Source organism: Ruegeria sp. SATB027, assembly GCF_059613825.1.
Window position 1 is genome coordinate 135,719 of record NZ_JBXWTH010000076.1, and the last position, 25,236, is coordinate 160,954.

Annotated in this window: 16 protein-coding genes; 8 read left to right on the top strand and 8 right to left on the bottom strand. The window is 60.4% G+C overall.

The features are described 5' to 3' along the window. Positions 1 to 34 precede the first annotated feature (34 nt). Both AC2FPW_RS18705 and AC2FPW_RS18710 read right to left on the bottom strand, forming a co-directional pair. Entirely contained in the window at positions 35 to 448 is a 414-nt protein-coding gene (locus AC2FPW_RS18705; RefSeq protein WP_480474472.1) for a group III truncated hemoglobin, read from the bottom strand. 49 nt (positions 449 to 497) lie between these two features. Continuing rightward, on the bottom strand, positions 498 to 3,416 hold the full coding sequence (locus AC2FPW_RS18710) for an error-prone DNA polymerase (RefSeq protein ID WP_496814915.1): 2,919 nt from the start codon (positions 3,414 to 3,416) through the stop codon (positions 498 to 500). Positions 3,417 to 3,526: 110 nt separating this feature from the next. Here AC2FPW_RS18710 and AC2FPW_RS18715 point away from each other — a divergent pair, with 110 nt between their 5' ends. Next, positions 3,527 to 3,991 (top strand): DUF1203 domain-containing protein, encoded by a 465-nt coding sequence (locus tag AC2FPW_RS18715; RefSeq protein ID WP_496814916.1) that lies wholly within the window; start codon positions 3,527 to 3,529, stop codon positions 3,989 to 3,991. On the opposite strand, the gene AC2FPW_RS18720 is transcribed toward AC2FPW_RS18715, so the two are convergent. Continuing rightward, positions 3,988 to 4,980, bottom strand: a complete 993-nt coding sequence (locus AC2FPW_RS18720; RefSeq protein WP_496814973.1) for an ABC transporter ATP-binding protein — start codon at positions 4,978 to 4,980, stop codon at positions 3,988 to 3,990. The genes AC2FPW_RS18715 and AC2FPW_RS18720 overlap by 4 nt on opposite strands. An 87-nt stretch (positions 4,981 to 5,067) precedes the next feature. Between AC2FPW_RS18720 and AC2FPW_RS18725 the strand changes: the two genes are divergently transcribed. Together AC2FPW_RS18725 and polA are read left to right on the top strand one after the other, a co-directional pair. Further along, positions 5,068 to 5,247 carry a zinc-finger domain-containing protein gene (locus AC2FPW_RS18725; protein WP_267364399.1) on the top strand — a complete coding sequence of 60 codons (180 nt, stop codon included), beginning with the start codon at positions 5,068 to 5,070 and terminating at the stop codon, positions 5,245 to 5,247. 126 nt (positions 5,248 to 5,373) lie between these two features. Then, positions 5,374 to 8,175 carry a DNA polymerase I gene (gene polA / locus AC2FPW_RS18730; RefSeq protein ID WP_496814917.1) on the top strand — a complete coding sequence of 934 codons (2,802 nt, stop codon included), beginning with the start codon at positions 5,374 to 5,376 and terminating at the stop codon, positions 8,173 to 8,175. Between the two features lie 43 nt (positions 8,176 to 8,218). On the opposite strand, the gene AC2FPW_RS18735 is transcribed toward polA, so the two are convergent. Both AC2FPW_RS18735 and AC2FPW_RS18740 read right to left on the bottom strand, forming a co-directional pair. Then, the gene (locus AC2FPW_RS18735) at positions 8,219 to 8,449 is read right to left on the bottom strand and encodes a DUF2798 domain-containing protein (protein WP_209505197.1); all 231 of its coding nucleotides are present in this window, start codon (positions 8,447 to 8,449) and stop codon (positions 8,219 to 8,221) included. A 53-nt stretch (positions 8,450 to 8,502) separates the two neighbouring features. Then, positions 8,503 to 9,267, bottom strand: a complete 765-nt coding sequence (locus AC2FPW_RS18740) for a hydroxypyruvate isomerase family protein (protein WP_496814918.1) — start codon at positions 9,265 to 9,267, stop codon at positions 8,503 to 8,505. Positions 9,268 to 9,535: 268 nt separating this feature from the next. Between AC2FPW_RS18740 and AC2FPW_RS18745 the strand changes: the two genes are divergently transcribed. Then, the gene (locus AC2FPW_RS18745) at positions 9,536 to 10,390 is read left to right on the top strand and encodes a DMT family transporter (RefSeq protein WP_496814919.1); all 855 of its coding nucleotides are present in this window, start codon (positions 9,536 to 9,538) and stop codon (positions 10,388 to 10,390) included. Here AC2FPW_RS18745 and AC2FPW_RS18750 read toward each other — a convergent pair. Beyond that, the gene (locus tag AC2FPW_RS18750; RefSeq protein WP_496814920.1) at positions 10,373 to 10,948 is read right to left on the bottom strand and encodes a DUF1285 domain-containing protein; all 576 of its coding nucleotides are present in this window, start codon (positions 10,946 to 10,948) and stop codon (positions 10,373 to 10,375) included. The genes AC2FPW_RS18745 and AC2FPW_RS18750 overlap by 18 nt on opposite strands. A gap of 64 nt (positions 10,949 to 11,012) precedes the next feature. Between AC2FPW_RS18750 and AC2FPW_RS18755 the strand changes: the two genes are divergently transcribed. Genes AC2FPW_RS18755 through AC2FPW_RS18770 form a run of 4 tightly spaced genes read left to right on the top strand, consistent with a single transcriptional unit; the run spans position 11,013 to position 17,690 of the window. Next, complete coding sequence (locus tag AC2FPW_RS18755; RefSeq protein ID WP_496814921.1) at positions 11,013 to 12,020, top strand: AAA family ATPase; 1,008 nt, start codon at positions 11,013 to 11,015, stop codon at positions 12,018 to 12,020. Next, the gene (locus tag AC2FPW_RS18760) at positions 12,017 to 12,892 is read left to right on the top strand and encodes a DUF58 domain-containing protein (protein ID WP_496814922.1); all 876 of its coding nucleotides are present in this window, start codon (positions 12,017 to 12,019) and stop codon (positions 12,890 to 12,892) included. The genes AC2FPW_RS18755 and AC2FPW_RS18760 overlap by 4 nt, the downstream gene beginning before the upstream one ends. Continuing rightward, the gene (locus AC2FPW_RS18765) at positions 12,889 to 15,651 is read left to right on the top strand and encodes a DUF4159 domain-containing protein (RefSeq protein ID WP_496814923.1); all 2,763 of its coding nucleotides are present in this window, start codon (positions 12,889 to 12,891) and stop codon (positions 15,649 to 15,651) included. The genes AC2FPW_RS18760 and AC2FPW_RS18765 overlap by 4 nt, the downstream gene beginning before the upstream one ends. Beyond that, positions 15,648 to 17,690 carry a hypothetical protein gene (locus AC2FPW_RS18770; RefSeq protein ID WP_496814924.1) on the top strand — a complete coding sequence of 681 codons (2,043 nt, stop codon included), beginning with the start codon at positions 15,648 to 15,650 and terminating at the stop codon, positions 17,688 to 17,690. Before AC2FPW_RS18765 ends, AC2FPW_RS18770 begins: the two co-directional genes overlap by 4 nt. Positions 17,691 to 17,710: 20 nt before the next feature. On the opposite strand, the gene pbpC is transcribed toward AC2FPW_RS18770, so the two are convergent. Both pbpC and AC2FPW_RS18780 read right to left on the bottom strand, forming a co-directional pair. Further along, complete coding sequence (gene pbpC / locus AC2FPW_RS18775; protein ID WP_496814925.1) at positions 17,711 to 19,768, bottom strand: penicillin-binding protein 1C; 2,058 nt, start codon at positions 19,766 to 19,768, stop codon at positions 17,711 to 17,713. A 36-nt stretch (positions 19,769 to 19,804) separates the two neighbouring features. Then, positions 19,805 to 25,231, bottom strand: coding sequence for an alpha-2-macroglobulin family protein (locus AC2FPW_RS18780; RefSeq protein ID WP_496814926.1), 5,427 nt, complete (start codon positions 25,229 to 25,231; stop codon positions 19,805 to 19,807). Positions 25,232 to 25,236 lie beyond the last annotated feature (5 nt).

Sequence of the window (25,236 nt, forward strand, 5' to 3'; positions counted from 1 at the left end):
ATCGCTAACATCGCATGGCCGCCATGATCCGGGATCATCGCAGGATCGGCGGCGCGTCTTTGGGCTGTCGTGCGGATTGGACACCTGCCTTCATGCCGACACCGATGCGGCGGGCCAAGGCGACCCACGGTGTGGCCGTTTCCGCGGGCAGGGTCCGGGTGGCGACCTCCTCGAACAGATCCAGCCAATGGGCAAAGAATTCCGGTTTCACATCGGGCCGTTCGATATGGACCCGTTGCGGATTGCCGTCATAGCAGCGCTCATACAGGATGGCATTGCGCCAGAAGGCGGCGATCTTGTCTTCATGCGCGGGCCAGTCGGTGACGTGGTTGGCAAATACGGGCCCAAGAACCGCGTCTTGCCGGACACGGGCGTAAAAGGCGCGAACTTGCGCGTTGATTTGCTCGGGCGTCGCGGGAAAGCGCGGGGGAAGGATGGGTCTGGTCATGACGGCCTGAATTTCGCCTCTGTTTTTTGGCAGATAGGGTGTTCCGGGGTTACGGAACAGAGGTGGTTTTGTCGCGCCCATCCGGTGTCAGCAGATGCCGCAGCAGGGCCACCGGGTGCGCCCGCAGGCTGAGGCGGGTGGCGACGTAATCTTCGACCACCTGTTCGCCCAGCGTCATTTGCGGCAGATAAGCCTCGGGTTCGTCCAGCGCCTCGCCCTCCAGATCTTGCGAAAACAGGGGCAGAGGCTTGGCTGTGGCAATTGCCTTGGCCTGCCACAGCGCCTCGCGCCGGGTCAGGTCGCAGGCGGCGAAGGCATCAGCCTCGGCCAGCCGTTCGATCACCGATGGTCCAAGGCCTGCGCGGCGCCAGACATCGTCGACCTGGGTGTAGCCGTTGCCGCGCGCGGCAGTCAGCCAGCTGGCGTCTTCCTCGCTCAGGCCCTTGATCTGGCGAAAGCCCAGCCGCAGCGCCAGCCCGCCATGGCCATCAGGCTCCATCACATTGTCCCAAAAGCTGGCATTGATGCAGACCGGGCGCACCTGTACCCCATGTTTGCGCGCATCCCGCACAATCTGGGCCGGCGCGTAGAACCCCATCGGCTGCGAATTCAGCAGGGCGCAGGCGAAGATGCCCGGATGGTGGCATTTGATCCAGGCCGAGGCATAGACCAGCAGCGCAAAACTGGCCGCGTGGCTTTCGGGGAAACCGTACGAGCCGAAGCCTTCGATCTGGGAAAAGCAACGTTCCGCGAAATCCTGTTCATACCCGTTGCGTTTCATCCCGCGCAAAAAGAGCGCGCGGAATTCGCTGACATTGCCATGTTTCTTGAAGGTCGCCAGCGAGCGGCGCAGCCGATCGGCCTGTTCCGGGGTGAAGCCCGCGCCGACAATGGCGATCTGCATCGCCTGTTCCTGAAACAACGGCACGCCCAGCGTTTTGCCCAGCACCTCGCCCAGCGCGTCCGAGGGGAAGCTGACCTCCTCCTCACCGTTCCGGCGGCGGATATAGGGGTGGACCATGTCGCCCTGAATGGGGCCGGGGCGGATGATGGCAACCTCGATCACCAGATCATAGAAATTACGCGGCCGCATCCGCGGCAGGAAGTTCATCTGTGCACGTGATTCCACCTGAAACACGCCGATGCTGTCCGCCTTGCAGAGCATGTCATAGACTGCCGGATCCTCGGGTGGCAGGGTGGCAAGGGTATAGCTGGTCTGGTGGTGCTGGCCGATCAGGTCAAACGCCTTGCGGATGCAGGTGAGCATCCCGAGGCTGAGGACATCGACCTTGAGGATGCCAAGACTGTCGATATCGTCCTTGTCCCAGCAGATGACCGTGCGGCCCTCCATCGTGGCGTTTTCGATGGGGACAAGCTCATCCAGCCGACCCTCGGTGATGATGAATCCTCCCACATGCTGCGAGAGGTGGCGGGGAAAGCCGTCGATCTCATAAACCAGCATTAGAGTCTGTTTCAGGCGCCGATCTTCGGGGTCGAGGCCAATTTCGCGCATCCGTTGCGCCTCAAGCCCCGAGGCCGAGAAAAAGCCCCAAAGCTGTGAGGAAAGCGCCGAGATTGTATCTTCGGTCAGGCCCATGGCGCGTCCAACCTCGCGAATTGCGCGTTTGCCGCGATAATGCACGACAGTGGCGCAAAGGCCTGCGCGTTCGCGGCCATAGCGGTCATAGATGTGCTGGATCACCTCTTCGCGGCGTTCATGTTCGAAATCGACGTCTATGTCTGGCGGTTCATCGCGCGCCTCGGAGACGAAGCGTTCAAACACCATGGTGCCCATCTCGGGGCTGACCTCGGTGATGCCGAGACAGAAACAGACGACCGAGTTGGCAGCCGATCCGCGCCCCTGGCAGAGGATGCTGCGCGAACGGGCGAAATGGACGATATCGCGGACGGTCAGGAAGTAGGGTTCGTATTTCAGCTTGCCGATCAGCGTCAGCTCATGCGCCAGCATTTTTTTCGCCTTTTCGGGCGCCCCGGCGGGATAACGCCATTTCAACCCCTCATGCGCCAGACGGTGCAGGCGCTGGGTCGGGGTTTCTTGCGTGCTGCCCTCGTTGGGGTATTCATAACGTAGCTCGTCCAGCGAGAACGTGAGTTGTTCGCTGAGCGCATAAGCGCGGGCAACGGCCCCCTCATGACCTTTGAAGATGCGTAGCATCTCGGCCTCGGAGCGCAGGCGCTGTTCACCATTGGCCAAAGCGTCCCGGCCCAATGCATCCACTTTGCGACGCAGGCGGATGGCAGTCAGCACATCGCCCAGTTTGCGGCGGGTGCCGTGGTGCATCATCGGTGTCGCGCTGGCGAGCGTGAGGATGCCAAGCTGTTTTGCTTCAGTCTCTAATAAAGAGAAAAATGTGCTATCGGTGCCATCATACCGGGGGTGCATCAACAGATGCATCCGCCCGGCAAAGCGGCGCGTCAACTGCTGCGCCTGTGTCCGCCACGCGCCCGCGCCGCCCGGAGAGCCCGCCGCCTGTGGCCACAGCAGCAGGTGGAGGCCATCGGAAAATTCGAGCAGGTCAGACAGGTGCAGGATGCAGTCGCCCTTCTCGGCGCGCAGACGGCCTTTGGAGAGGATGCGGCACAGGTTGGCCCAGCCCTGCCGGTTCAGGGGCAGGGCGGTGACCATGGGCGCATCAGTGAAGATTAGCCGCGCCGCCGGGATCAGGCGGGGAACCGCGTGGATGGGATAGGAGGGCGGCTTGGGGATATGATCGGGGCAGGGTGGACCGATTGAGGTATTCTGTGCCTCCCACGCCAGCCGTTCGCGGACCTTGCGGGCGATCTCGCGCGCCTGAGTGTGGGCGCGGACGATCCCGGCGACCGAGTTGTCATCGGCAATCGCAATGGCGGGTAGGCCCAGGGTGACGGCACGCTCCATATACTCCTCGGGGTGCGACGCCCCGGTGAGGAAGGTAAAATTCGACGTGATCGACAGCTCGGCATACATGGCGATTCCACATTATATTCACGTTTTGTTCTTTTTCGAGTCCTTTGCGCAGGAAACGGGTCGATTGGGTCCGGTCGCACGGGCATGGTCAGCAAAAAAGGAGATCCGAGATGTTCAAAATCACTGCTTTGCCCACCAACGATGTACGCGCCCTTCAGACAGGTGGCGCGGATGCATATGGTTCAACGCCGGAACGTGCTGTTTCGACGGGTGCAGGTAACCCGTGCCGCCACTGCCTGCGACATATCCCCGAGGGCGATGAGATGCTGATATTGGCACATCGGCCTTTTTCAAAGACACATCCCTATGCAGAAACCGGCCCGATCTTTCTGTGTGCAACACCATGCGAGCGATACGAGGAAGACGCGCTGCCCGAAATTCTGACCACCTCGCCCGACTATCTGATCAAGGGCTACGGTACGGATGACAGGATCGTCTATGGCACCGGGGCGATCACGCCGACGGATCAGATCGGCGCAAAAGTCAGGGATATCTTTTCCCGAGCCGACGTTGCCTATATTCACGTGCGATCTGCGCGGAATAACTGCTATCAGGCGCGAATAGACCGGGCTTAAAGCTTGACGCGGTGGATGCCCCGGCGTGGCTGATCCTGATCATCCGCCGGATGATCTTCGGTACGGGACGAGGTCAGGGCAAGGAATACATCCTCAAGATCGGCCTCTTCGGTGCGGACGTCGCGGATGCGGATATTCGCGGCGCGCACCGATTCCAGAACCTGTTCGGCGCTGGTCTGGATGTTTCGGTATTGCAGGACAAGGCTGCCATCATTGCGGAGAGCTGCCTCGACGCCTTCTGACGCAGGCAGATCAATGATTGGGCTGTCGGGCACAATCACCATGGTGCGGCTGTCCATGCGGCCCAGCAGGTTGGCGGTGCTGTCCTGCGCGACCTTTTCACCGTGGTTGATAATGGCGATCTCGTCGCACATCTCCTGCGCTTCTTCCAGGTAGTGGGTGGTCAGGATGATGGTCATGTCCTGTTCGTTCAGCTTGCGCACATTGGCCCAGAGCATCTGGCGCAGTTCGATATCCACACCCGCTGTGGGTTCATCAAGCACAAGGATTTTCGGGTGATGCACCAGTGCCTTGGCCAGCAGCAACCGCCGCCGCATACCGCCCGAAAGAGTGCGGGCATAGGCCTCGGCCTTGTCGCTGAGACCGACCAGTTCCAGAATCTGATCACTGCGCCGCTCGGACTTCGGAACGCCATAGAGGCCGGCCTGAACCTCAAGCGCGCCGCGTGGGGTAAAAAACGGGTCGAGGTTGAGCTCTTGTGGCATTACACCAATGGCCGATCGCGACTGGCGTGGATTCTGATCCTGATCGAAGCCCCAGATCACCACGCGACCCGCCGATTTTACCACCAGACCAGCCAGAATATTGATCAGGGTCGATTTTCCGGCACCATTCGGGCCCAGCAGACCGAAAACCGAGCCGCGCGGGACGGTCAGGTCAATGCCTTTCAGCGCATGCTTTTCGGGCTGACCCTTGCCACCGCGATAGGTTTTGCGCAGCCCTTCGATCCTGATTGCCGCGTCGCACATGTGGCACTTGCCCCCGGTTTGATCATCGCTCATAAACGCACCTAATACATGCCCGCGTGGCCGACAACCGAAGAAGGACCGCCAGCCGTGACCATCGAAGCGCCGGAAACAAAGATCGTCGAAACCGCCCGTGTTGCCTGTGATGGCGGCGAAGGTGCGTTGGGTCATCCGCGCGTGTGGCTGCAAATTCCAGAAGACGCAGGCTGGGTCGAATGCCCCTATTGCGACTGCAAATATGTTCTGGCCGGGCATCAGACTGACGCCTGAGCTTGTGTTGCCCTGTGCGGGCATTGAGTATTTATGAAAAGATGAAGTTTGCGGCTGCGGTGCGGGTGGCTCTATCGTTGCGCCCGTGGCATTAGTGTTTTCGCAAACGATCAGAGAGGGCGCGAAATGACCACGAATTTCGGAAAAGGGTGTCACCTGCATCTGATCGACGGATCGGCCTTTATTTTCCGGGCTTATCATGCGCTGCCGCCGCTAACCCGCAAGTCGGATGGTCTGCCAATTGGGGCTGTTTCGGGCTTTTGCAACATGCTGCAGAAATATGTCGAGGGAAACACCGGGGCAGATGCGCCGACCCATGTGGCGGTGATCTTTGATAAGGGTTCCCATACTTTCCGGAACGATCTTTATGACCTCTACAAGGCCAACCGCGAGGCGATGCCCGAGGATTTGCGCCCACAGATGCCGCTGACCCGCGAGGCGACAAAAGCGTTCAACATCGCCTGCAAGGAGATGGAGGGTTATGAGGCTGACGACATCATTGCGACCCTCGCCGTTCAGGCGCGGGATGCGGGTGGCCGTGTGACCATCGTGAGTTCCGACAAGGACTTGATGCAGCTGGTCGGGGACGGCGTCGAAATGCTGGATGCGATGAAGAACAAACGCATTGACCGGGATGGCGTGGTCGAGAAGTTCGGAGTCGGACCGGAACGTGTGGTCGATGTTCAGGCGTTGGCCGGTGACAGCGTTGACAATGTTCCGGGGGCGCCGGGAATCGGGGTCAAGACGGCGGCTTTGCTGATCAACGAATTCGGCGACCTGGAGACCCTGCTGGACCGGGCAGATGAGATCAAGCAGCCAAAACGCCGCCAGACCCTGATCGAAATGCGAGACCAGATCGAGCTTTCGAAGAAACTGGTTCAACTGGACGAGAATACTCCGCTGGATTTCACCTTGGACGACCTTGAGGTGAAGGATCCCGATGCTGACACACTGTTGGCGTTTCTGGCTGAGATGGAGTTCCGCACCCTCACCAAGCGTATCGCTGACAAGCTGGGGGTTGAGGCTCCGGTGATTGCCGACGCCCCTCCGCCAGCGGTGGAAGCGGTCGAGGCTGAGGTGATCCCGTTTGACAGCTCGAAATACGAATGCGTGCGTGATGCAGCGGCCCTGCAAAAGTGGATTGACCAGGCCTATGAGCGTGGCTGGGTTGCTGTAGACACAGAGACCACGGGCCTGAACGAGATGATTGCCGGTCTGGTGGGTATTTCGCTGTGTGTCGAGGCCGGAGAAGCCTGTTACATCCCGTTGACCCACCGCGATGGATCAGCGGATGATCTGTTTGGCTCGGATGCTTTGGCAGAAGGGCAGATGCAATTGGATGAAGCCCTGAGGCTTTTGAAACCGGTGCTCGAGGATCCGTCGGTCCTCAAGATCGGGCAGAACATGAAATATGATGCCAAGATCTTCGGGCGGTATGGCATCGACGTGGCGCCCATCGACGATACGATGCTGATGTCCTACGCCATGCATGGCGGTGAGCATGGGCATGGGATGGACACCCTGTCCGAGCGTTATCTGGGCCACACACCAATCCCGATCAAACCGCTGCTGGGGTCGGGAAAATCGGCAATTACCTTCGACAAGGTAGCGATTGACGAGGCCACGGCTTATGCAGCCGAAGATGCGGACATCACCTTGCGTTTGTGGCAGCTGTTCAAGCCGCAATTACACCGGGCGCAGGTGACCACGGTCTATGAGACGCTGGAACGGCCGCTTGTGCCGGTGCTGGCCGAGATGGAGATGCATGGCATCAAGGTCGACCGTGATGTCCTGAGCCGAATGTCCAACGCATTTGCCCAAAAAATGGCCGGGTTAGAGGCTGAAATTCACGAGCTGGCCGGAGGAAGCTTTAATGTCGGGTCGCCTGCTCAGCTGGGCGAAATCCTGTTCGACAAAATGGGTCTGGAAGGTGGCAAGAAAGGCAAGACCGGCAAATACTCGACCGGCGCTGATATTCTGGAAGACCTCGCAACCGAGCATGAACTGCCGCGCCGTGTTCTGGACTGGCGGCAGCTGAGCAAGCTGAAATCGACCTATACCGACGCGCTGCAGACCCATATCAACCCCGACACAGGTCGGGTGCATACGTCTTATTCGATCACCGGAGCAAATACAGGGCGTCTGGCCTCGACCGATCCGAACCTGCAAAACATTCCGGTGCGGACAGAAGAAGGGCGGCGTATTCGTGAGGCTTTCATTGCCGAGCCGGGCAATGTGTTGGTAAGTCTCGACTACAGCCAGATCGAGTTGCGGATTCTGGCCCATATCGCCGATATTTCGGCTCTGAAACAGGCGTTTTCGGACGGTTTGGACATTCACGCCATGACTGCGTCCGAGATGTTTGATGTGCCGTTGGATGAGATGACGCCTGATATCCGCCGTCAGGCAAAGGCAATCAATTTCGGTGTGATCTACGGCATCTCGGGCTTTGGTCTGGCCCGAAACCTGCGCATTCCGCGGGCCGAGGCGCAGGGCTTTATTGATCGTTATTTCGAACGGTTCCCAGGCATTCGCCGTTATATGGACGACACAGTCGAATTCGCGAAAGAGCACGGCTATGTGCAAACCCTGTTCGGGCGCAAGATTCACACGCCCGAGATCAATGCCAAAGGGCCACATGCCGGGTTCTCGCGCCGCGCGGCGATCAATGCGCCAATTCAAGGTACGGCTGCGGATGTGATCCGGCGCGCGATGGTGCGAATGCCGGACGCGATCGCCGGATTGCCTGCCAGGATGCTGTTGCAGGTTCACGACGAGTTGCTGTTCGAAGTGGCCGAAGGTGCAGTGGATCAGGTGATCGACGTGGCCCGAGACGTGATGGAGGGCGCCTCGGATCCTGCGGTCAAACTGGATGTGAAGCTGGTCGTGGATGCCGGGAAGGGGGCGAACTGGGCCGAGGCACACTAGCGGCGTTGTTCATCAGGCCTCGGCGGGCTGTCCTTGCAGCGGGTCAGCCCTGCGGCCCGACCATACGGTTCACCATTCGTTGCACGGACGGGCCAAACAGCAGGATTACGGTGAAGGCGATGGGCCAGCAAAATGCCCAGGACGCCATCCAGTCGCCAACTGTGCCGGGGTTAAACCCGATTGCTTTGACCGTCGCGATCCCCGTTACAATCAAGGACATGAGGCCGGACATGATCAGGCTGAAAACGGCACGGGCATAGCGGGCTGGTATCAAGGCAGGCATCCTAATGGTCGCAATGCCCTTGATGTGCGGTATCTGAATGAAAATTACCAGTGCAAGTCCCGCATCCAGTCGAGTGTGTCGCAGGTGCGTTGAGTTGAGGGTGTGTATTCCGCGCTGATCCAGCCGCTATAACCTGCCGCGTCCATGGCCGAGAACAAGGCCTTGAAATCCGTTGGTCCGCGACCCGGTTCCGTGCGATCCGGGGCTGCGCCAACTTGGGCATGGACCACCTGCGGATGAAAGCGGTCCCAAACAGCCAGCGCGTCGCCATGGATCATATGGGCGTGAAAGCTGTCATATTGCAGGCCGACATTCGGGCGATTCACCTGGTTGAGCACCTCTGCTGCCAGATCGTAATCGTTCAAAAAATATCCGGGCTGTGAAACCGGGTTGAGCGGCTCGATGGTGAATTGTTGCTGTGGGGCGAAATCGGCGGCCCATTGCAGATTTTGCACAAAACAACTCAATGCATCCGGCCCGGTGGCGTATCCGGACATGATGTGAATCAGACCGGAGCGTAGCACCCCTGCATATCGCAGGACACGGCGAATGTCCGACTGGAACCGCGATTGACCATCGGGGATTGCTGCGTAACCCGGCGCACCGCCGGTGTAGTTGGGCGGTGGCGCGTTGATCAGCACAAGCTCCAACCCGTTGGCAAGCAAGGCGCGGCGGGTTTCCGTCGCGGCGATGTCGTAAGGAAACAATACCTCGACCGCTGTGAACCCGGCATCTGATGCAGCCTGAAACCGCTCCAGGTAAGGCATTTCGGTATATAGCAGTGAAAGGTTGGCAGCAAATCTGGGCATGAGCGGTCAGTGGTTGTGTTGATCCGACCATAACCAAGGGATGATTTTCGGGGAAGGGATCGAAAACGACAGATTGTCGAAAATCGACCAGATCGCTTGCTCCGAATCAGCAAGGGTCCGAACAGCGCGGCGCGTCATTACGGGTGCCGCATTAACAAAAGGTCCGAATCCAATGGCGATGAGCCCGGAACCCGTACGCGGGGCAACTACCGCTATGTCTGGTGGCCAAAACCCTGTGTTGTCAGGGAATGGGCTGGCGGTTGCCTCCATGATTACCTGGGCAGCGGGGTTCCCGGCGGCGGAAGTTTTGCTGCAAACCTGGCCCCCTGTTGCATTGCTGACCGCGCGCCTGGCGCTGGCGATTGCCGTTCTGATACCGGTCTGGATCCTGCTGGATGGCCCCAGCAGAGTGTTACGCGCAAGATGGGGCCGGGCGATGGTTGTCGGCGGCTTTGGTTTTGGCTTTGCCATGTTTCTGCTGATCGTTGCGCAGAAAATGACGGACCCGGTGACAGTCGCGATCATTGCATCCTGCGCGCCTTTGCTTGCAACGGTACTGGAGCTGACGGCAGGAACCCGACGGCTGAAGTGGACCTTTGCGTTGGGTGTTCTGGTGTCGGTTCTGGGTGGGCTGATTGCAACCAGCACCTCCGCGCCCGAACAGCTGGGGCTGGGCGCGGTTCTGGCGATCCTTGCAACGGGCCTGTTTTGCTGGGGTAGCATGGCCACTGCGCGCGACTTCCCCGAGCTTAGTCAGATCGGGCGCTGTACGATTACTTTCGTCGGTGGGTTGCTCATGGCCGCAGTGCTGAGTTTTGGGGCGGCCCAGCTGGGTATGGATGTGCTGCCAACCGCCGCCATTGATGGGCAGCAATGGGGTATGCTTGGGATCTATGCCTTGATATCACTGGGGCTCAGCCAAGTGTTGTTCATCTCGGCCGTGGGAAAGCTGGGCGTGGCGCTGGCTTCGTTTCACATCAATATCGCCCCGTTTTACGTGATGCTGATCATGCTGATGCTGGGGGAGGACTGGAACTGGACCCGTGCGCTGGGCGCGGGCGTGGTTGCTTTGGCCGTCGTGCTGGCTCAGGATCGCGCACCGCGGTCAGCCAAGATCGGCTGAAGGGATCAGCGGGAAGAATTGCCCACCTGACCAGACACCAAACCAGCCCTCATGGTGGCCGCCAATCTCGACAAGGCGATAGAAGCTTTTGCGATCTATGCGCGCTTCGAGGTTCGTGCGGATCAGTATGTAGGGTGACGGTTCTTCTGTTTCAGGATCGATTACAATCCGGATCGGATGCCCAGGACCTGCAACAGCGATGTCGTCCACTTGTGTGCGAAAAGTCAGGTCTTGCGTCTGACCTTCGCCGGTTTGCTCGAAATCCACAGCGACAAACGGTGCGTCTTCGACAGTGATTCCCACCTTCTCCACCGGCGTGACAAGGTAGTATTTGTCGTCTTCCTTCTTAAGAATTGAGGAAAAAAGCTTCACAAGCTCGAAACGGTTGATGGGCGAGCCTAAATAACTCCATGTGCCATCTTTTGCGATCTTGATGTCCAGATCGCCGCAAAACGGAGGATTCCAGAGGTGAACGGGTGGTAAACCGTTGGTTTTGGCCGCCTTGACCGATGCCGCCAGACCATCTGGCGACGGTTTCACAGGTTTTTGTCCGCTCATTGCTTTTGCCATTTCCTCTCAGCGCGATACACTTCAATCATAATAGTCCACGGAAGGGAAAGTCATGACCGAACCTGCCGACCTCGTAGCCGAGATCGAAGCGCTGGAAAACAAGCTGCAAGAGGCCAAGGCCTCGATCACCCGCCGCTTCATCGGGCAGGAGAGGGTCGTGGACCTGACGCTGACCGCACTTTTGTGCGGCGGCCATGCCCTGTTGATCGGTCTGCCGGGTTTGGGCAAGACACGCCTGGTCGAGACTCTGTCGACGGTGATGGGCCTGCATGGCAGCCGCATTCAGTTCACGCCCGATCTGATGCCCGCCGATATTCTTGGGTCCGAGGTTCTGGACACTGCCGACGATGGCAGCCGCCATTTCCGGTTCATTCCCGGCCCGATCTTCTGTCAGCTGTTGATGGCGGATGAAATCAACCGGGCAAGCCCGCGGACACAGTCGGCGCTGTTGCAGGCGATGCAGGAACGCACCGTTACCGTGGCAGGCGAGGATCGTTCATTGGGTACGCCGTTCCACGTGCTGGCAACGCAAAACCCGATCGAGCAGGAGGGCACCTATCCGCTGCCCGAAGCGCAGCTTGACAGGTTTCTTGTGCAGATCGATGTAGAATATCCCGACCGCCAGACCGAGCGGGATATTCTGCTGGCCACGACCGGGGTTCAAGAGGAAGAGGCCCATCAGATTTTCAGCAAGGAAGAGTTGCTGGCCGCGCAGGTCTTGTTACGCCGGATGCCGGTCGGAGAATCCGTCGTTGAACTGATCCTTGATCTGGTGCGGGCCTTCCGCCCGGAAGAAGCGGGTGTCTCGGAAAGGGTTGCCGAAACTGTCGCGTGGGGTCCCGGGCCACGCGCTGCGCAGGCGCTGATGATGACGGTGCGGGCGCGGGCCATGTTGCAGGGGCGCCTGGCGCCAAATGCCGAGGATGTTCTGGATATGGCGCGCCCGGTGCTCAGCCACCGGATGGCACTGAACTTTGCGGCACGGGCGCGTGGTGACAGCCTTGCAGAGCTGATTGACTCGACCGCTGTCGGGCTGATCCGGACCGAGGCCGCGGCGTGAATGCCGCGCTGACCCTTCGCGAAAGATCCGAAGCCGAGGCATCGCGGCTGCCGCCCCTTTTGGCGCGGGCCGAGCATCTGGCGGGCACCGTTCTGCTGGGTGACCATGGACGGAGGCGCTCTGGCATGGGGGATGATTTCTGGCAATACCGCCCAGCGCAGATCGGGGACAGCCGCCGGATGATCGACCACCGCCGCTCGGCGCGTGGAGATCAGCAATATGTGCGGGAACGCGAATGGCAGATCGCGCAATCGGTAATGCTTTGGGTCGATCAGGGGGCGTCGATGCGGTTTGCGTCCGACAAATCTTTGCCGACCAAGGCAGATCGCGCCCGGCTTTTGGGACTGGCAACGTCCATCCTGCTGGTCCGCGGTGGAGAGCGTGTTGGCCTGACAGGCACGACCTTGCCACCCCGGCGTGGCAATGCGCAGATCATCCGGTTGGCGCAAGCCTGGTCTGAAGATGATCAAACGGATTACGCCCCGCCTGAACATCGTGCCATGATCCCGCATGCCCGCGCCGTGTTCATTTCGGATTTTCTTGGTCCAATGGACGAAGTTGAACTGGCCCTGACCAAAGCCGCAGACCGTGGTGTTCGCGGCGTAATCCTTCAGGTGCTGGACCCGGGCGAAGAGACATTTCCCTATCGTGGGCGTACGATTTTCGAAAGCGTCGGGGGGTCCGTCCGGCACGAAACCCTCAAGGCGGCAGAGCTGCGGGACCACTATCTGCAACGCCTCGCCCACCGTAAGGATGCGCTGACGCAGCTTTGCCGGGCGACTGGCTGGCAAATGGGCCTGCATCACACGGGCGATAGCGCGCAAGCGGCTCTGTTGTGGATATATCGTGCGCTGGACGGGGGAACGCGATGACGGTTCTGGCGGGCATCGGCTTTACTGCTCCATGGGTGCTGCTGGGTCTTCTGACCCTGCCGATCCTGTGGCTGATCCTGCGCGCGGTGCCGCCGGCGCCGATCCGCCAGATGTTCCCGGCGGTGACGTTGCTCTTGGGCCTGAAGGATGACGAAAGCGTTTCGGACCGCACGCCGTGGTGGCTGTTGCTGCTGCGGATGCTGGCAGCTGCGGCGGTAATCATAGGTCTGGCCGGTCCGGTTCTGAACCCGTCGCGGGATGAGATCGGGTCCGGGCCGCTGCTGATGGTGCTGGATGCCAGTTGGGCTGGCGCGACCCGATGGTCGGCCACGCTGGATCAGATCGATGCGCAACTGACCGAGGCTGGCCGCGCAGGGCGCACGGTGGCTATCCTGCGCCTGACCGAACCGGAAACACCCGTTTTTCAGGCGGCCGAGGCTTGGCGGGGACATTTGCCGGGATTGATGCCCAACCCATGGCAGCCGACAGAACCTCAGATCGCACAGACCATTGCGGCATTAAATTCAATTGATGGCGGGTTTGATACCCATTGGTTCAGCGACCGGCTGGATTATGCAGATCATGCGGCGCTGGTCTCCAGCTTGCAGGCTCGTGGCGATGTGGTGGTGTTTCAGGCGGCGTCCCGGCCCATGGCGATCCTGCCAGCCGCTTATCAGGACGGGTTGATCCAATTGACAGTGCAGCGCGCGGGCCCCGGACCCGAGGAACGTGTGACAGTATTGGCACAAGGGCGCGACCCGGCCGGAACGGCGCGTGTGCTACATTCAGTGGAACTGACCCTGGAAGCCGGGAACGCTTCGGCGCAGGTCGATCTGGCGCTGCCATCCGAACTCCGCGCCCGGATCACGCGGTTCGAAATCCAGGGCCAAAGGTCTGCCGGGGCCGTGACCCTGACCGATGACAGCCTGCGTCGGCGCGAGGTCGCGCTGATTGCCGGGAGTTTGAACCGCGAAGGTCTGGAGCTGCTGTCACCCCTGCATTATCTGACTCAGGTCCTGAGCCCCACGGCGGATTTCGTCGATGGTGGCCTACCCGAGGTTCTGCCCGCCAATCCGGATGTCATTGTTCTGTCAGATGTGGCCCAGATGTCGGAACCTGAAAAGGCGGACCTGATTGAATGGGTCGAACAGGGCGGTTTGTTGCTGCGCTTTGCCGGCCCGCGCATGGCGGCCAGCGATCTTGGGCGCGACACCGAAGACACCCTGCTGCCTGCACGGCTGCGCAGCGGTGGGCGATCTGTCGGCGGCGCGATGAGCTGGGGTGAGGCCAAGACCTTGGCACCATTCCCCGAAACCTCGCCCTTCTATGGACTGGACATCCCTGATGACGTGGTCGTTTCCACTCAGGTCATGGCACAACCAGACCCTAACTTGGCGGATCGCGTAATTGCCTCACTGTCTGACGGCACGCCTTTGGTGACTCGTAAGGCGTTGGGGTTGGGGCAGGTAGTGTTGTTCCATGTGACCGCCGATGCAGAATGGTCCAGCCTGCCACTGTCGGGCTTGTTCGTTGAAATGCTGGATCGGCTGGCCGTGGCTTCGGCTGCAAAGTCCCGGCAAGAGGCTCAGTTACTGGGAACAACATGGGAGCCGGTACAAATCATGGACGGGTTTGGCACCTTGTCAGATGCCGGAACCCTGGCAGGTGTCGACGGGGTTGAACTGATATCGGGCCAGATCGGGCCGGAACTTCGTCCGGGTCTTTATGAAAGTGGCAAGCAGAAGTTGGCGTTGAACGTCGTTTCGGAAGAAACTCAGCTGCGCCCTGTTGTCTGGCCCGCGAATGTGCCGATCAAAGGGCAGGAGGTCAGTACGGAAACGCCACTGGGCGGTCTGTTGCTCAGCCTTGCACTGATTTTGCTGACAGTCGATGTTATTGCATCGCTTGCTTTGTCGGGCAGGTTGGGTTTGGCCCGAACGACGGCCGCTGCGCTGGCCGGTTTACTGCTGGTCCCCGAAGGTCACGCACAAACGCCTGAGGACACCGAGTTTGCATTGGCTGCGACCCACGAACTGGTATTGGCGCATGTCCTGACTGGCGATGCGCAGGTAGATGATATTGCGCAAGCCGGGTTGCGCGGGCTTGGCCAAACCCTGCTTTATCGCACATCGGTTGAACCCGCAGACCCCATCGGTGTTGATCTGGAACGGGATGAACTCGCGTTCTTTCCGTTGCTTTACTGGCCGATCTCAGCGAACCAGTCGCAACCTTCAGCCGAGGCCTATGTCAAGCTGAACGCCTATCTGCGGTCCGGAGGGATGATCCTGTTTGACACGCGTGATGCGGATATCGCAGGTTTCGGTGCCTCCAGCCCAAATGGACGCAAACTGCAACAACTGGCCGGACCGCTGAATATCCCCGCGTTAGAGCCGATACCGCGCGATCATGTTCTGACACGCACGTTCTACCTGTTACAGGATTTTCCGGGCCGATATTCAGGCACCGAGGTTTGGGTTGAAGCCGCGCCACTGGATGCAGAACAAATCGACGGGATGCCTTTCCGCAATCTGAACGACAATGTGACACCGGTGGTCATTGGCGGCAATGACTGGGCCGGTGCCTGGGCGGTGGATCGCAACGGGCAGGCGCTGTTACCCGTCGGGCGCGGTTATGCCGGGGAACGGCAACGCGAGTTGGCCAATCGTTTTGGTGTCAATCTGGTGATGCATGTGCTGACGGGGAACTACAAATCCGATCAGGTTCACGTGCCCGCCCTTCTGGACAGGTTGGGACAATGACAGGAACCGTCATCTTTGATCCGCTGATCCCGTGGGCGATGCTGCTTGTCGTGGGTATGATTGCCGTGGCCGGGGTCGTGATGGCCTTGTGGCGCGGATTGTCGGGATGGGCCTTGCGTGGGTTGGCGGCGCTGGTGATCATCGCTGCGCTGTCCGGCCCGGTCTACCAGATCGAAGATCGTGCCCCGCTGACAGATATCGTTCTGATGTTCGAGGATGAAAGCGCCAGCCAGGCGCTTTCAGACCGGGTGGAACAAACGGCTATGGCCGCAGAGGATTTGGCCACCGAGATCGAGGCACGCGACAATACAGAACTGCGCCGCATCCGGGTCGGCGATGGTGAAGGCGATGAGGGCACGCAGATCATGGCAGCCCTGAACGAAGCCCTGGCCGAAGAGCCGCGTGCGCGTATTGCCGGTATCCTCGTGGTGTCCGACGGGATAGTGCATGATGTCGATCAGGCCCCGGATCTGCCCGCACCGATGCACCTGCTGCAAACCGGGCGGGAAAGCGACTGGGATCGCAGGCTTATTGTCCGAAACGCCCCTGCTTTCGCCATCATTGGTGAATCGGTGACCTTGACCCTGCGCGTCGAAGACAGCGGAGCTGCCCCCGCAGGTGCAACATCTGCACCGTTGGAAATTTCGGTGGATGGGGGCGAGCCCGAGCAGTTCAGCATTCCAATCGGTCGCGATGTCGAACTGCCCGTCACATTGCCCCATGGCGGGCGCAACGTGATCCAGTTTTCCGTTCCTCAGGCTGAGGGCGAGTTGACCGACCGCAACAACACGGCCCTGATCCAGATGAACGGCGTAAGGGACCGCCTGCGTGTGCTGCTGGTTTCGGGTGAACCGCATCCGGGCGGTCGCACGTGGCGTAACCTGTTGAAATCCGACAGTTCTGTTGATCTGGTGCATTTCACCATCCTGCGCCCGCCCGAGAAACAGGACGGTGTGCCTGTGGACGAGCTGTCGCTGATCGCCTTTCCGACGCGTGAGTTGTTTCTGGAAAAGATCAACGATTTCGACCTGATCATCTTTGACCGCTACAAGCGGCGCGGGATTCTGCCTGCGATCTATCTGGACAATGTCACAAGCTACATCAACGAAGGCGGCGCGGTCCTGGTTGCCGCCGGACCTGATTTCGCCGGTGCCGACAGCATCTTCCGCTCGCCCCTGGCGCCAGTTCTGCCTGCTCAGCCAACCGCGCGGGTGATCGAGGAACGATATGTGCCGATGGTCAGTGATCTGGGGCATCGTCACCCTGTCACGACCAACCTTGGAGAATCCGAGGATTGGGGGGCGTGGTTGCGACAGATCGACGTGAAACATCGCTCGGGCGACGTGCTGATGACCGGGGTCGAGGATCGTCCGCTGCTTGTCCTGAACCGTGTCGGCGAAGGGCGCGTTGCGATGCTTGCGTCTGACCATGCCTGGCTTTGGAGTCGTGGCTTCGAAGGAGGGGGTCCGCAGCTGGAGCTGTTGCGCAGGCTGGCCCATTGGATGATGAAAGAACCGGAACTGGAAGAAGAGGCGTTGTGGGCCGAGGCCAACGGTCAGTCCATGCGTATCATTCGTCAGACGCTCGGGACAGAAGTCGGCCCGGTAACAGTCACCTTGCCGAATGGTGAGACGTTGGAGGTTACTTTGAAAGAGGTTTCTCCGGGTCGGTTTGAAGCGCAGTATTACGGCCTCGAGATCGGCCTTTATCGTTTGCAGGAAGGCGACCACATGGCTGTGATCGGCCTTGGCCCTGCTGCACCGAAGGAGTTCGAGCGCACCATCGCGACTGGTGATGTCCTTGAACCGGTACTGGCCGGGATGCGGGGCGGTGTGATCCAACTGGAAGATGGGCTGCCGTCGATCCGCAACGTGCGCGCCGGACGCCCCGCCGCCGGGCGGGGCTGGATCGGTTTGACCCCACGCAACGCGTATGAGACGCGGGATGTCACGCAGGCCGGGTTGCTGCCGCCCTGGCTTGTCTTGCTGCTGGCTGGGGGCTTTTTGCTGGGCGGTTGGCTGCGGGAAGGGCGGCGTTAACGCTGGCCCATTGCTGTTCTTTAACGGGAACCAGGCGCGCTCTGGTCGATCCGGAACGAGGCCCGGTCGGATTGACCCTGTGCATCCACCACCACAAGTGAAGTAAACCCGGGTCCGGGATTGGGAATTTCGAATTCTCGCTGCCGTTGCCCGGTCAAGACAGGCACGCCGTTGGTCAGAACGGAAAACGGCCCGACACCACCGCGTAGTTTCACCGTCAGAGGGCTCCCGAAAGTCTCTAACACAGCGTTTTCTGGTGGAAACAACAGATCAGGTGCGGTTTGGTTCGTTTCGAAAGCCGCCGCGCGGGGCCGGAAACGCTGCAACGGTTGCGGCAATTGTGCCGCGCCAACCAACAGTGTTGATGGCGGCGGTGGGCGCAAGGGCATGAGTTCGGGTTTCAACAAGCCGAAAGCCTCGGTCAGAAGCGGCGCGGCAACGTCCCCTCCGAATGCGCCGGGAACAGGTGTGCCATCCGCGCGTCCCAGCCAGACCCCGATGACATGTTGCCCGTCAAAGCCAATGGCCCAGGCATCGCGGTGCCCATAAGAGGTTCCCGTTTTGAAGGCCAGCGCCCCTGAAGTGCTGCCCGTGGGTGGTGTGATCCCGGATAGGATATCCGCAATCTGCCATGCCGAGGTTTCGGACAAAACACGAGAGGTGAGCCGTGCATCAGCCAGGGCGTCATGGCGCAGAATCGGGCCTTGCCCACCAGCGGCCAGCGTCACGTAGATCTGTACAAGATCATGCAAGCTCAGACCGATACCACCCAAGGATATTGCCAATCCGGGTGTACCACTGCTCAGGCGCGGTTCTGATCCTGCTGTCCGCAGTGCTGCCATCACGCGCGCAGGGCCCAGCTCGTGCGTCAGGCGCACGACAGGGATATTCAGCGACAATTGCAGCGCGTCCCGAACCCTTACATCGCCCCGGAAAACACCATCGAAGTTACGCGGGGCGTAACGCCCGAACATCACCGGGCTATCGCTGATCAGGGTTTCCGGATGGGCCAGCCCCTGATCGAATGCCAGCCCGTAAACCAAAGGTTTCAGCGTCGATCCGGGCGACCGCACGGCTTGGGTCATATCCACGAACCCTTGTCGTGCATCCTGATACCCGGCTGACCCGACCGAGGCCAAAATCTTACCGTCGCGATGATCTGCCACGATCAGCGCACCGGACACGCGCGGCCCGAAGCGCGCGGCGGCCCGAGCGACCACAGTTTCCAACCGGGCTTGCACCCCTGCATCCAGGGTCAGATCAAATACACCGGTTGCACGGGTTTGGCCTTTCACGCGGTCGGTCAGGTGGGGCGCAAGGCGCGGAAACGGGATCATTCGATCAGGAATGGTTTCCGTCAGGGCTGCGTGCATCTCAGCCTTGGTCAATACGCCGTAGCGCTCCAACCTGCGCAAAATCCGATCACGGGCAATTTGGGCTGCCTCGGGTCTGCGATCCGGGCGCCGCGCCTCCGGGGATTGCGGCAAAGCGACCAGCAGGGCCGCCTGTGCGGCGGTCAAACGGGTTGCTTCTTTGCCGAACCATGCACGGGCACCGGCACGGATACCTTCCAGATTGCCGCCATAGGGGGCATGGGTCAGGTAGAGGTTCAGGATCTGTGTCTTGCTCAGCTGCCGTTCCAGCGCCAATGCGACCCTAATCTGGCGAAATTTGCCACTCCAACGCCCGGTCGATCCATCTTCGATCAGCCGCGCGACCTGCATGGTCAGAGTTGACCCGCCTGAAACCGCGCGCCCATTCCAAAGGCTTTGCCCGGCTGCGCGCAGTAACGCGACAGGGTCCACGCCCGCGTGAGTCCAGAAACGTTTATCTTCGTACCGGATCAGCATAGCGGTGAAATTGGGATCGACCGCGCCGGGCTGCAGCCTCCAGATGCCATCTGCAACCGAAAACACACGCAGGAGGTCACCGTTACGATCCCGCATCTCGACCGAAGTTTCAGTCAGAACGGGCGGCAGCACCGTGGTGTCGACCCAGCGGTCGACACCATCCCGCGCCAACGCCGCCAGATAGAGAGCACCGGCCAACGCAAATAACAGGCGCGGCACCCTAGGCATGAGAGCCGCCCAAACAGGGGTATGAACGATGTCCGGTCACTGCACCTCGACCCGTCCCGTCGCCGTTCGCGCACGGTTCTGGGGGCGGTACATATCCTCGACCGAGGCCGCGGGACGGTGAAACACGCCCGGTGTGACGGCTCGGGCGACATAAGCCAGTGTCACGGTCTGACGCCCCGACAGGTCAACCGCAGCCAGGAACCTGTCCGAGCGGAACTCGGTATGTGTGGCATCAGACAGATCCAACCAGTCCAGCGACCGTACATCGCCCGATCGCAGCAGGTTCGGGTTGTCAATCTCGATCCCGGCGGCAAGAGGATCGTCCACCATCAGGCGCGCCCCACCGCTTTCAAACGGCGTGACCGTCAGAACCGTAACAAACCGGTCCCCCACGGCAAATCGGCCTGCGTCAATCAGATCGCCGTCCATCGAATAATACTGCCGTTCGATTGCATAGCCGGTGCCACCAGCCCCTGGCGGATCCTCGGGGATTCCGGTCACCGTCAGGGTGATATCGGTTGCCTGACCGTCGGTCGCAGTGATATTGACCTCCTCCGCCTGCCCGGATTGCAGAACCTGAACAAAGGGGCCGGAAACTGACACGCCATTGACCGTCAGGCCGGACCCTGAAGGGTCTGACACCAGCGCGTGCGCCGCCAACAGGGACCACGCGGCCTCTTGTGTGGACAGGGGTGTGCGGCCCGTGCTTACCCGTTGGATCAATGCGTTGCGGTCAATCGCCTCGCTGCCTGCATCTACGGCTAGGGTCAGCAGGCCCGCCGCATCCCGCAGGCGGGTGCCGTAATCCGCGCGCCAGTGGTTTTCCTGATCGTTCGGCACCTGTTGCAACATCCGCGCCGCACGGGCGAACATCACGTCTGCGCGGGTTTGGTCCCCGTACGACGCCAGCGCAGCGCCCAGTTGTGCGGCTGCCAATGGCGTGTCAAAAGCATCCCCTTTGACATCCGCATAGTAGCGCAGATCGCCCATCGCCGCCGCGCCTTCCCGCGCAAGAACCATCAGGGCATAAGCGATATCCTGACCACCTTCGTCGAAATCCGGCGCATAGTTGACCCGATTGCTCAGGTTATCCATGGCCTGCGCAAAAGCCCGATCCGGCACCGGGTGCCCGTGCGCACGGGCGCGCGACAGGAAATCGGTTACATAGGCGTCCAGCCAGAAATCACCGCTGCCTGCGCGCCACAGGCCAAAGGCACCGTTTGCAGCCTGACGAGTCAGGATGCTTCGGATTGATTCCGTGATGCGTTGATTCACCTCCGGGCCATTGCCCAGCCCCGAGGCCTGCGCGACGGATGACAGGTAAAGCAGCGGCAGCGCCTTGCTGGTGATCTGCTCGGTGCAGCCATAAGGGTAACGGTTCAACTGATCCAGCAGGCCGGGCATATCGAACTTTGCCAGTGCTCCGGCGGACAGAATGGCCTTGGCCGAGCCGGGTTGAAACCCATCAAAAACATCCTGTGAAAACAGAAAGCTGTCACCCGCACCCAGCGCAAAGCGCCGTGTCCGGGCAATCACGGGATCATTGGCCCGCACCGGCATCCGAAGGGTTTGCGACAGATCGCGCCCGTCTGGTGTGGTGATGGAAACGCTGATCTCTGGATCGCCAATAACATGGGCCGTTACAGGGATGTCGAACACCGCTTTGCCACCATCCTCCAGCAGAAAGCTTGCCGGTACCGGGCCCAGTTCCAGCCCACCAGTGGTGGTCAGGCCAAGCGCCATGTCTCCGGATGTGCCATCCGCATGGACAATCTCAAGCCGCATCCGACTTTGATCGCCGGGGGCCAGAAACCGCGGCAGACTGGCCGTCACCACCACCGGGTCGCGGACGATCATGTCCGCTTCGGCCTGACCGACGGCTTTTTGTGACCACGCGACGGCCATCAGTCGGACCGTACCATTGAAGGCGGGCAGGGGGATGTCGACCTCAACCTTTCCATCCGCACCGACCTGAACCGGGCCGCTGAACACCGCCATCAGATCTTGCGTCGGTGGCGGGGATTGGCGGCGCATCCCGTTGTCATTGTCGCCGCCAGAGCGAACCGTACCCATCGTTCCGTTCATGCCGTCGATCAGCCGCCCGTAAACATCTCGCAGGTCCACGCCCAGACGACGTTGCCCGAAATAGTACGCTTGCGGGCTTGGGCTTTCGAACCCCGTTAGGTTGAGGATGCCCACATCCACAGCAGCAAGGGTCAGCCAGACTGGATCATCGCTTGCAACATTTTTGACCCTAACAAGGGTCTTCTGTGTTTGACGGGGCGAGGTAACCTCGGGCACCTCAATGGCAACTGACAGCGTGCGATCCGCGGGATCAATGGCAGCATAGGAGACGCCCATGGCGCGTGCCGGGTTCTGACCGGCCGCAACATCCATCGGTCGGATCACTGTGGCCGTGACATAGGCACCTGCACCCCAATCTTCTGTCACCTCTATCGGGATAACTGTCTCGCCCTCCTTTACGGCAACCATCTGGCGATGGATCAGGCGGTTCGAAAGCACCTCGATCTGGGCGATACCTGCCATGCGCGGAACGATGCGCAGCTGTGCGGTTTCCCCGGCGCGATAGCTGTCGCGATCCAGCGACATCTCAAGCCGGTCAGGCGTGGTCGAAGCATCTGCGGCCTGATACCAGCCTGCGTGGAAATCGACAGCGGTTTCCGTAAACGTGCCATCAATACGTTGGACCACCAGTTCATAACGGCCCCAGTCCACGGGCTGGGACAACGTCAAAGGATCAGTAGCGACGTCAATCTCTCCGGTGGCAACGCGAGTGCGTCTGGTTGTCGGTTCCCAATTCCAGTTTCCGTAAAGCTGATACCATTGATACCGCGTTTCGATCTTGTTCAGCGTCCAGCGCAGGCGCATCGGGCTGGGGCTCAGGTCGGGTGCAAGGCCGATGATCTGAAACGCGGCCTCGGTACCTTCGGGGAGTACGTCCTCGAACAGGGGTTTGACACCGATCACAGGTTGCGGCGGCAGGACAGGAACGCTCAGGCGACGTTCAACAGGGCGGCCCGAGCCGTCAGCCAGTCGCGCAATAACCTCGGCTTCAATTGGTTTCCCTTCCGTCTCTAACACAGGGATTTCAACGGCAATCGATGCTTTGCCGTTTGCATCTGTACGCGTGTCACCAAAATAGGTGCTTTTGATCGATGTCTCGGCGTCATAGCGGCCAAAGCGATACCCGTCGTAACCCGGCACTGTGTCCGCCGGGCGTGCGATAACCTGACCGTCGATGCTCAGGTCCGACCCCGGCGCACCAAACAGATAGCGCGCGTCGATCGAAAGCGGAGGGCTGTCGCCAGGACGCAGGGGCGCGTCCGGCAGGGTCAGCTCAAAATCTATACGTTCCGGCAGGAAGTCTTCTACCAGCACTGTTTGTCGCGCCAGCGCATCGCCTTTGGGATCAGACTTGATCTCGATCCGCCAAGCGCCGCGTGGTGCATCCGCCGCAACAGGCAGGGCAAAGATATGCCCCCCGGCGACGCCGCCATCCGAGACGGTTCGGCGGTATTCCACGCCGTCAGGGCGATACAGGATCGCAATCAGGGGCAGGCCCTCGATAGCCTGCGCCTCACCATCGCGCGACAAGGCGGTGAGGTGTATCACCTCTCCGGCCCGATATGCGCCGCGATCCGTGGCTAGAAAAACATCGACCGGCCCCGCAGGTGCACGCCCTTCAACACCACGATCTGACAGGTCAAAGGCAGGATCGGTCAAGGATAGAAAGCTGAAGTCGCTGTCCCCGGTCGATGCCATCACCAGCGCGGGCGCACTGGCCCTCTTGCCCCGTATCAGACCGGGATCGAACGTGACATAACCTGATTCATCCGTTCGCGCTTGGGCGATGACCGCATTTGCGCTTGTGACCAGTGAAACCTCGACACCTTCACGGGGTGCCGCGTCGCTCAACCCGCGCACCGTGACGTGCAATCCATCGGTGCCAAGCACGCTGCTGATCCCAAGATCGGACAGAACAAACCATTGCGTTGCGCCCGGGTCGTCATAGGGATCAGCCCCCGGAACACGGGCGGTCAGAGCATAAATACCGGCGGGCTGATCCGCGATCGCCTCGGCCATGGGCAGGCGCGCCGTCATGGTCCGGTTCAGTTCGTTGGCCACTTCGGCGGTGCCAGTCCAGATATCCTCGGCAATTTTATCGGAAAATTCTGCTTCCTGCCATTCACTGAGCGGACGACCGAAGAAATCCTGCTGAACCGCGCGCAACAGGTTCCGGTCGCTGACCCTCCGCAGGATCAGGTTCAGCTCGGTGATGTTGACCGTTTCAACGGGCAACGCAGCATCAGCGGATTTCGGCAGAACGTAGCTGCGCCCGGGAAACCGGACCGAAGGCGCCCGGTCGCGCACGTAATGGGCAAGCTCAACATTGCGGTTCAGCGCCTCGCCCGAGGCGGAAGGCAAGCCTTCGCGTAGCGTCAGGCGATAGCGCTGACCATGGGCGACTCCGTCAACGCACAGCTGCCTGCCCTCGGCCTGTACCGCCAACCCGTCATCGTTGCGCTGGACAAACGGATCATAGTCGACCCCCGCCTTGACCAGCGGTTCCGAAAACTCAACACAGATCCGCGGCGCGGCGGCGTCGCTTTCGACAGAACTGTCGACCACGCGAAACCCGTATTTCCCGATGGCATCATTCAGTGCGGCCAGTACATCTTCGCGCGGTTGGATTTGCTCGGCCAGCCGCAGCACCGGGATCATATCGCGCCCACGCTCGACCTCCTCCAGGGCGCGGGCCAATGTAATCAGGGCGGCAACCTGCGTGCCGGGAGCGTCCGCACGCAAATAGCCATTGGTTGCGGCATTCAGCGCACGGTTACGCAGGTCGCGCCTTTCACTCCAGTCCGAAGAGTTTGTCTGCAACAACAGGCGCGCGTATTCCACCCACAGATCAGGCGCGTCACTGAGCGACACGGCCACACCAGTCCAATTCATCGCCTGCCGCGGGCTGCTCGCGCTGCGCGCCGCGTTCAGAACAGCCTGCAGGTCGTTACCCTGTGCCATATGCAAAAAGCCCAGATCGCGTGCCTGATCTGCGGCCTGATTCAGGTCGGCAGTACCAAGTACATTCAACGCATCTGCACGCGTTTTAGCCAATGTTTGGGTTTGATCTAGGGTAAGCACCTTCTGCGCAGACACAGCCCCCTGATAGGTCTCTTGCCGGTTTACACCGCTTTTTGGAAAACAGGCATTGGATCGGGTGTTGTAGGTGAACGCGGTGCAAAGTGTATTGGCGGAACAAGCCTGAATGCAGGACTTCAGATCGGTATCGAAAAGGGCGTCCAGATCCGAGCCATAAAAATCTGCGTCCCGTGTCGTGATGTAGCGGAAATCAGGCACTGCATCTTGCGCCTGGGTGGCGCCGGGCAGGACCAAAAGTGAAAAGACGTAAGTTATTGAAATAAAAACAAAGCGGCGCATGGTGC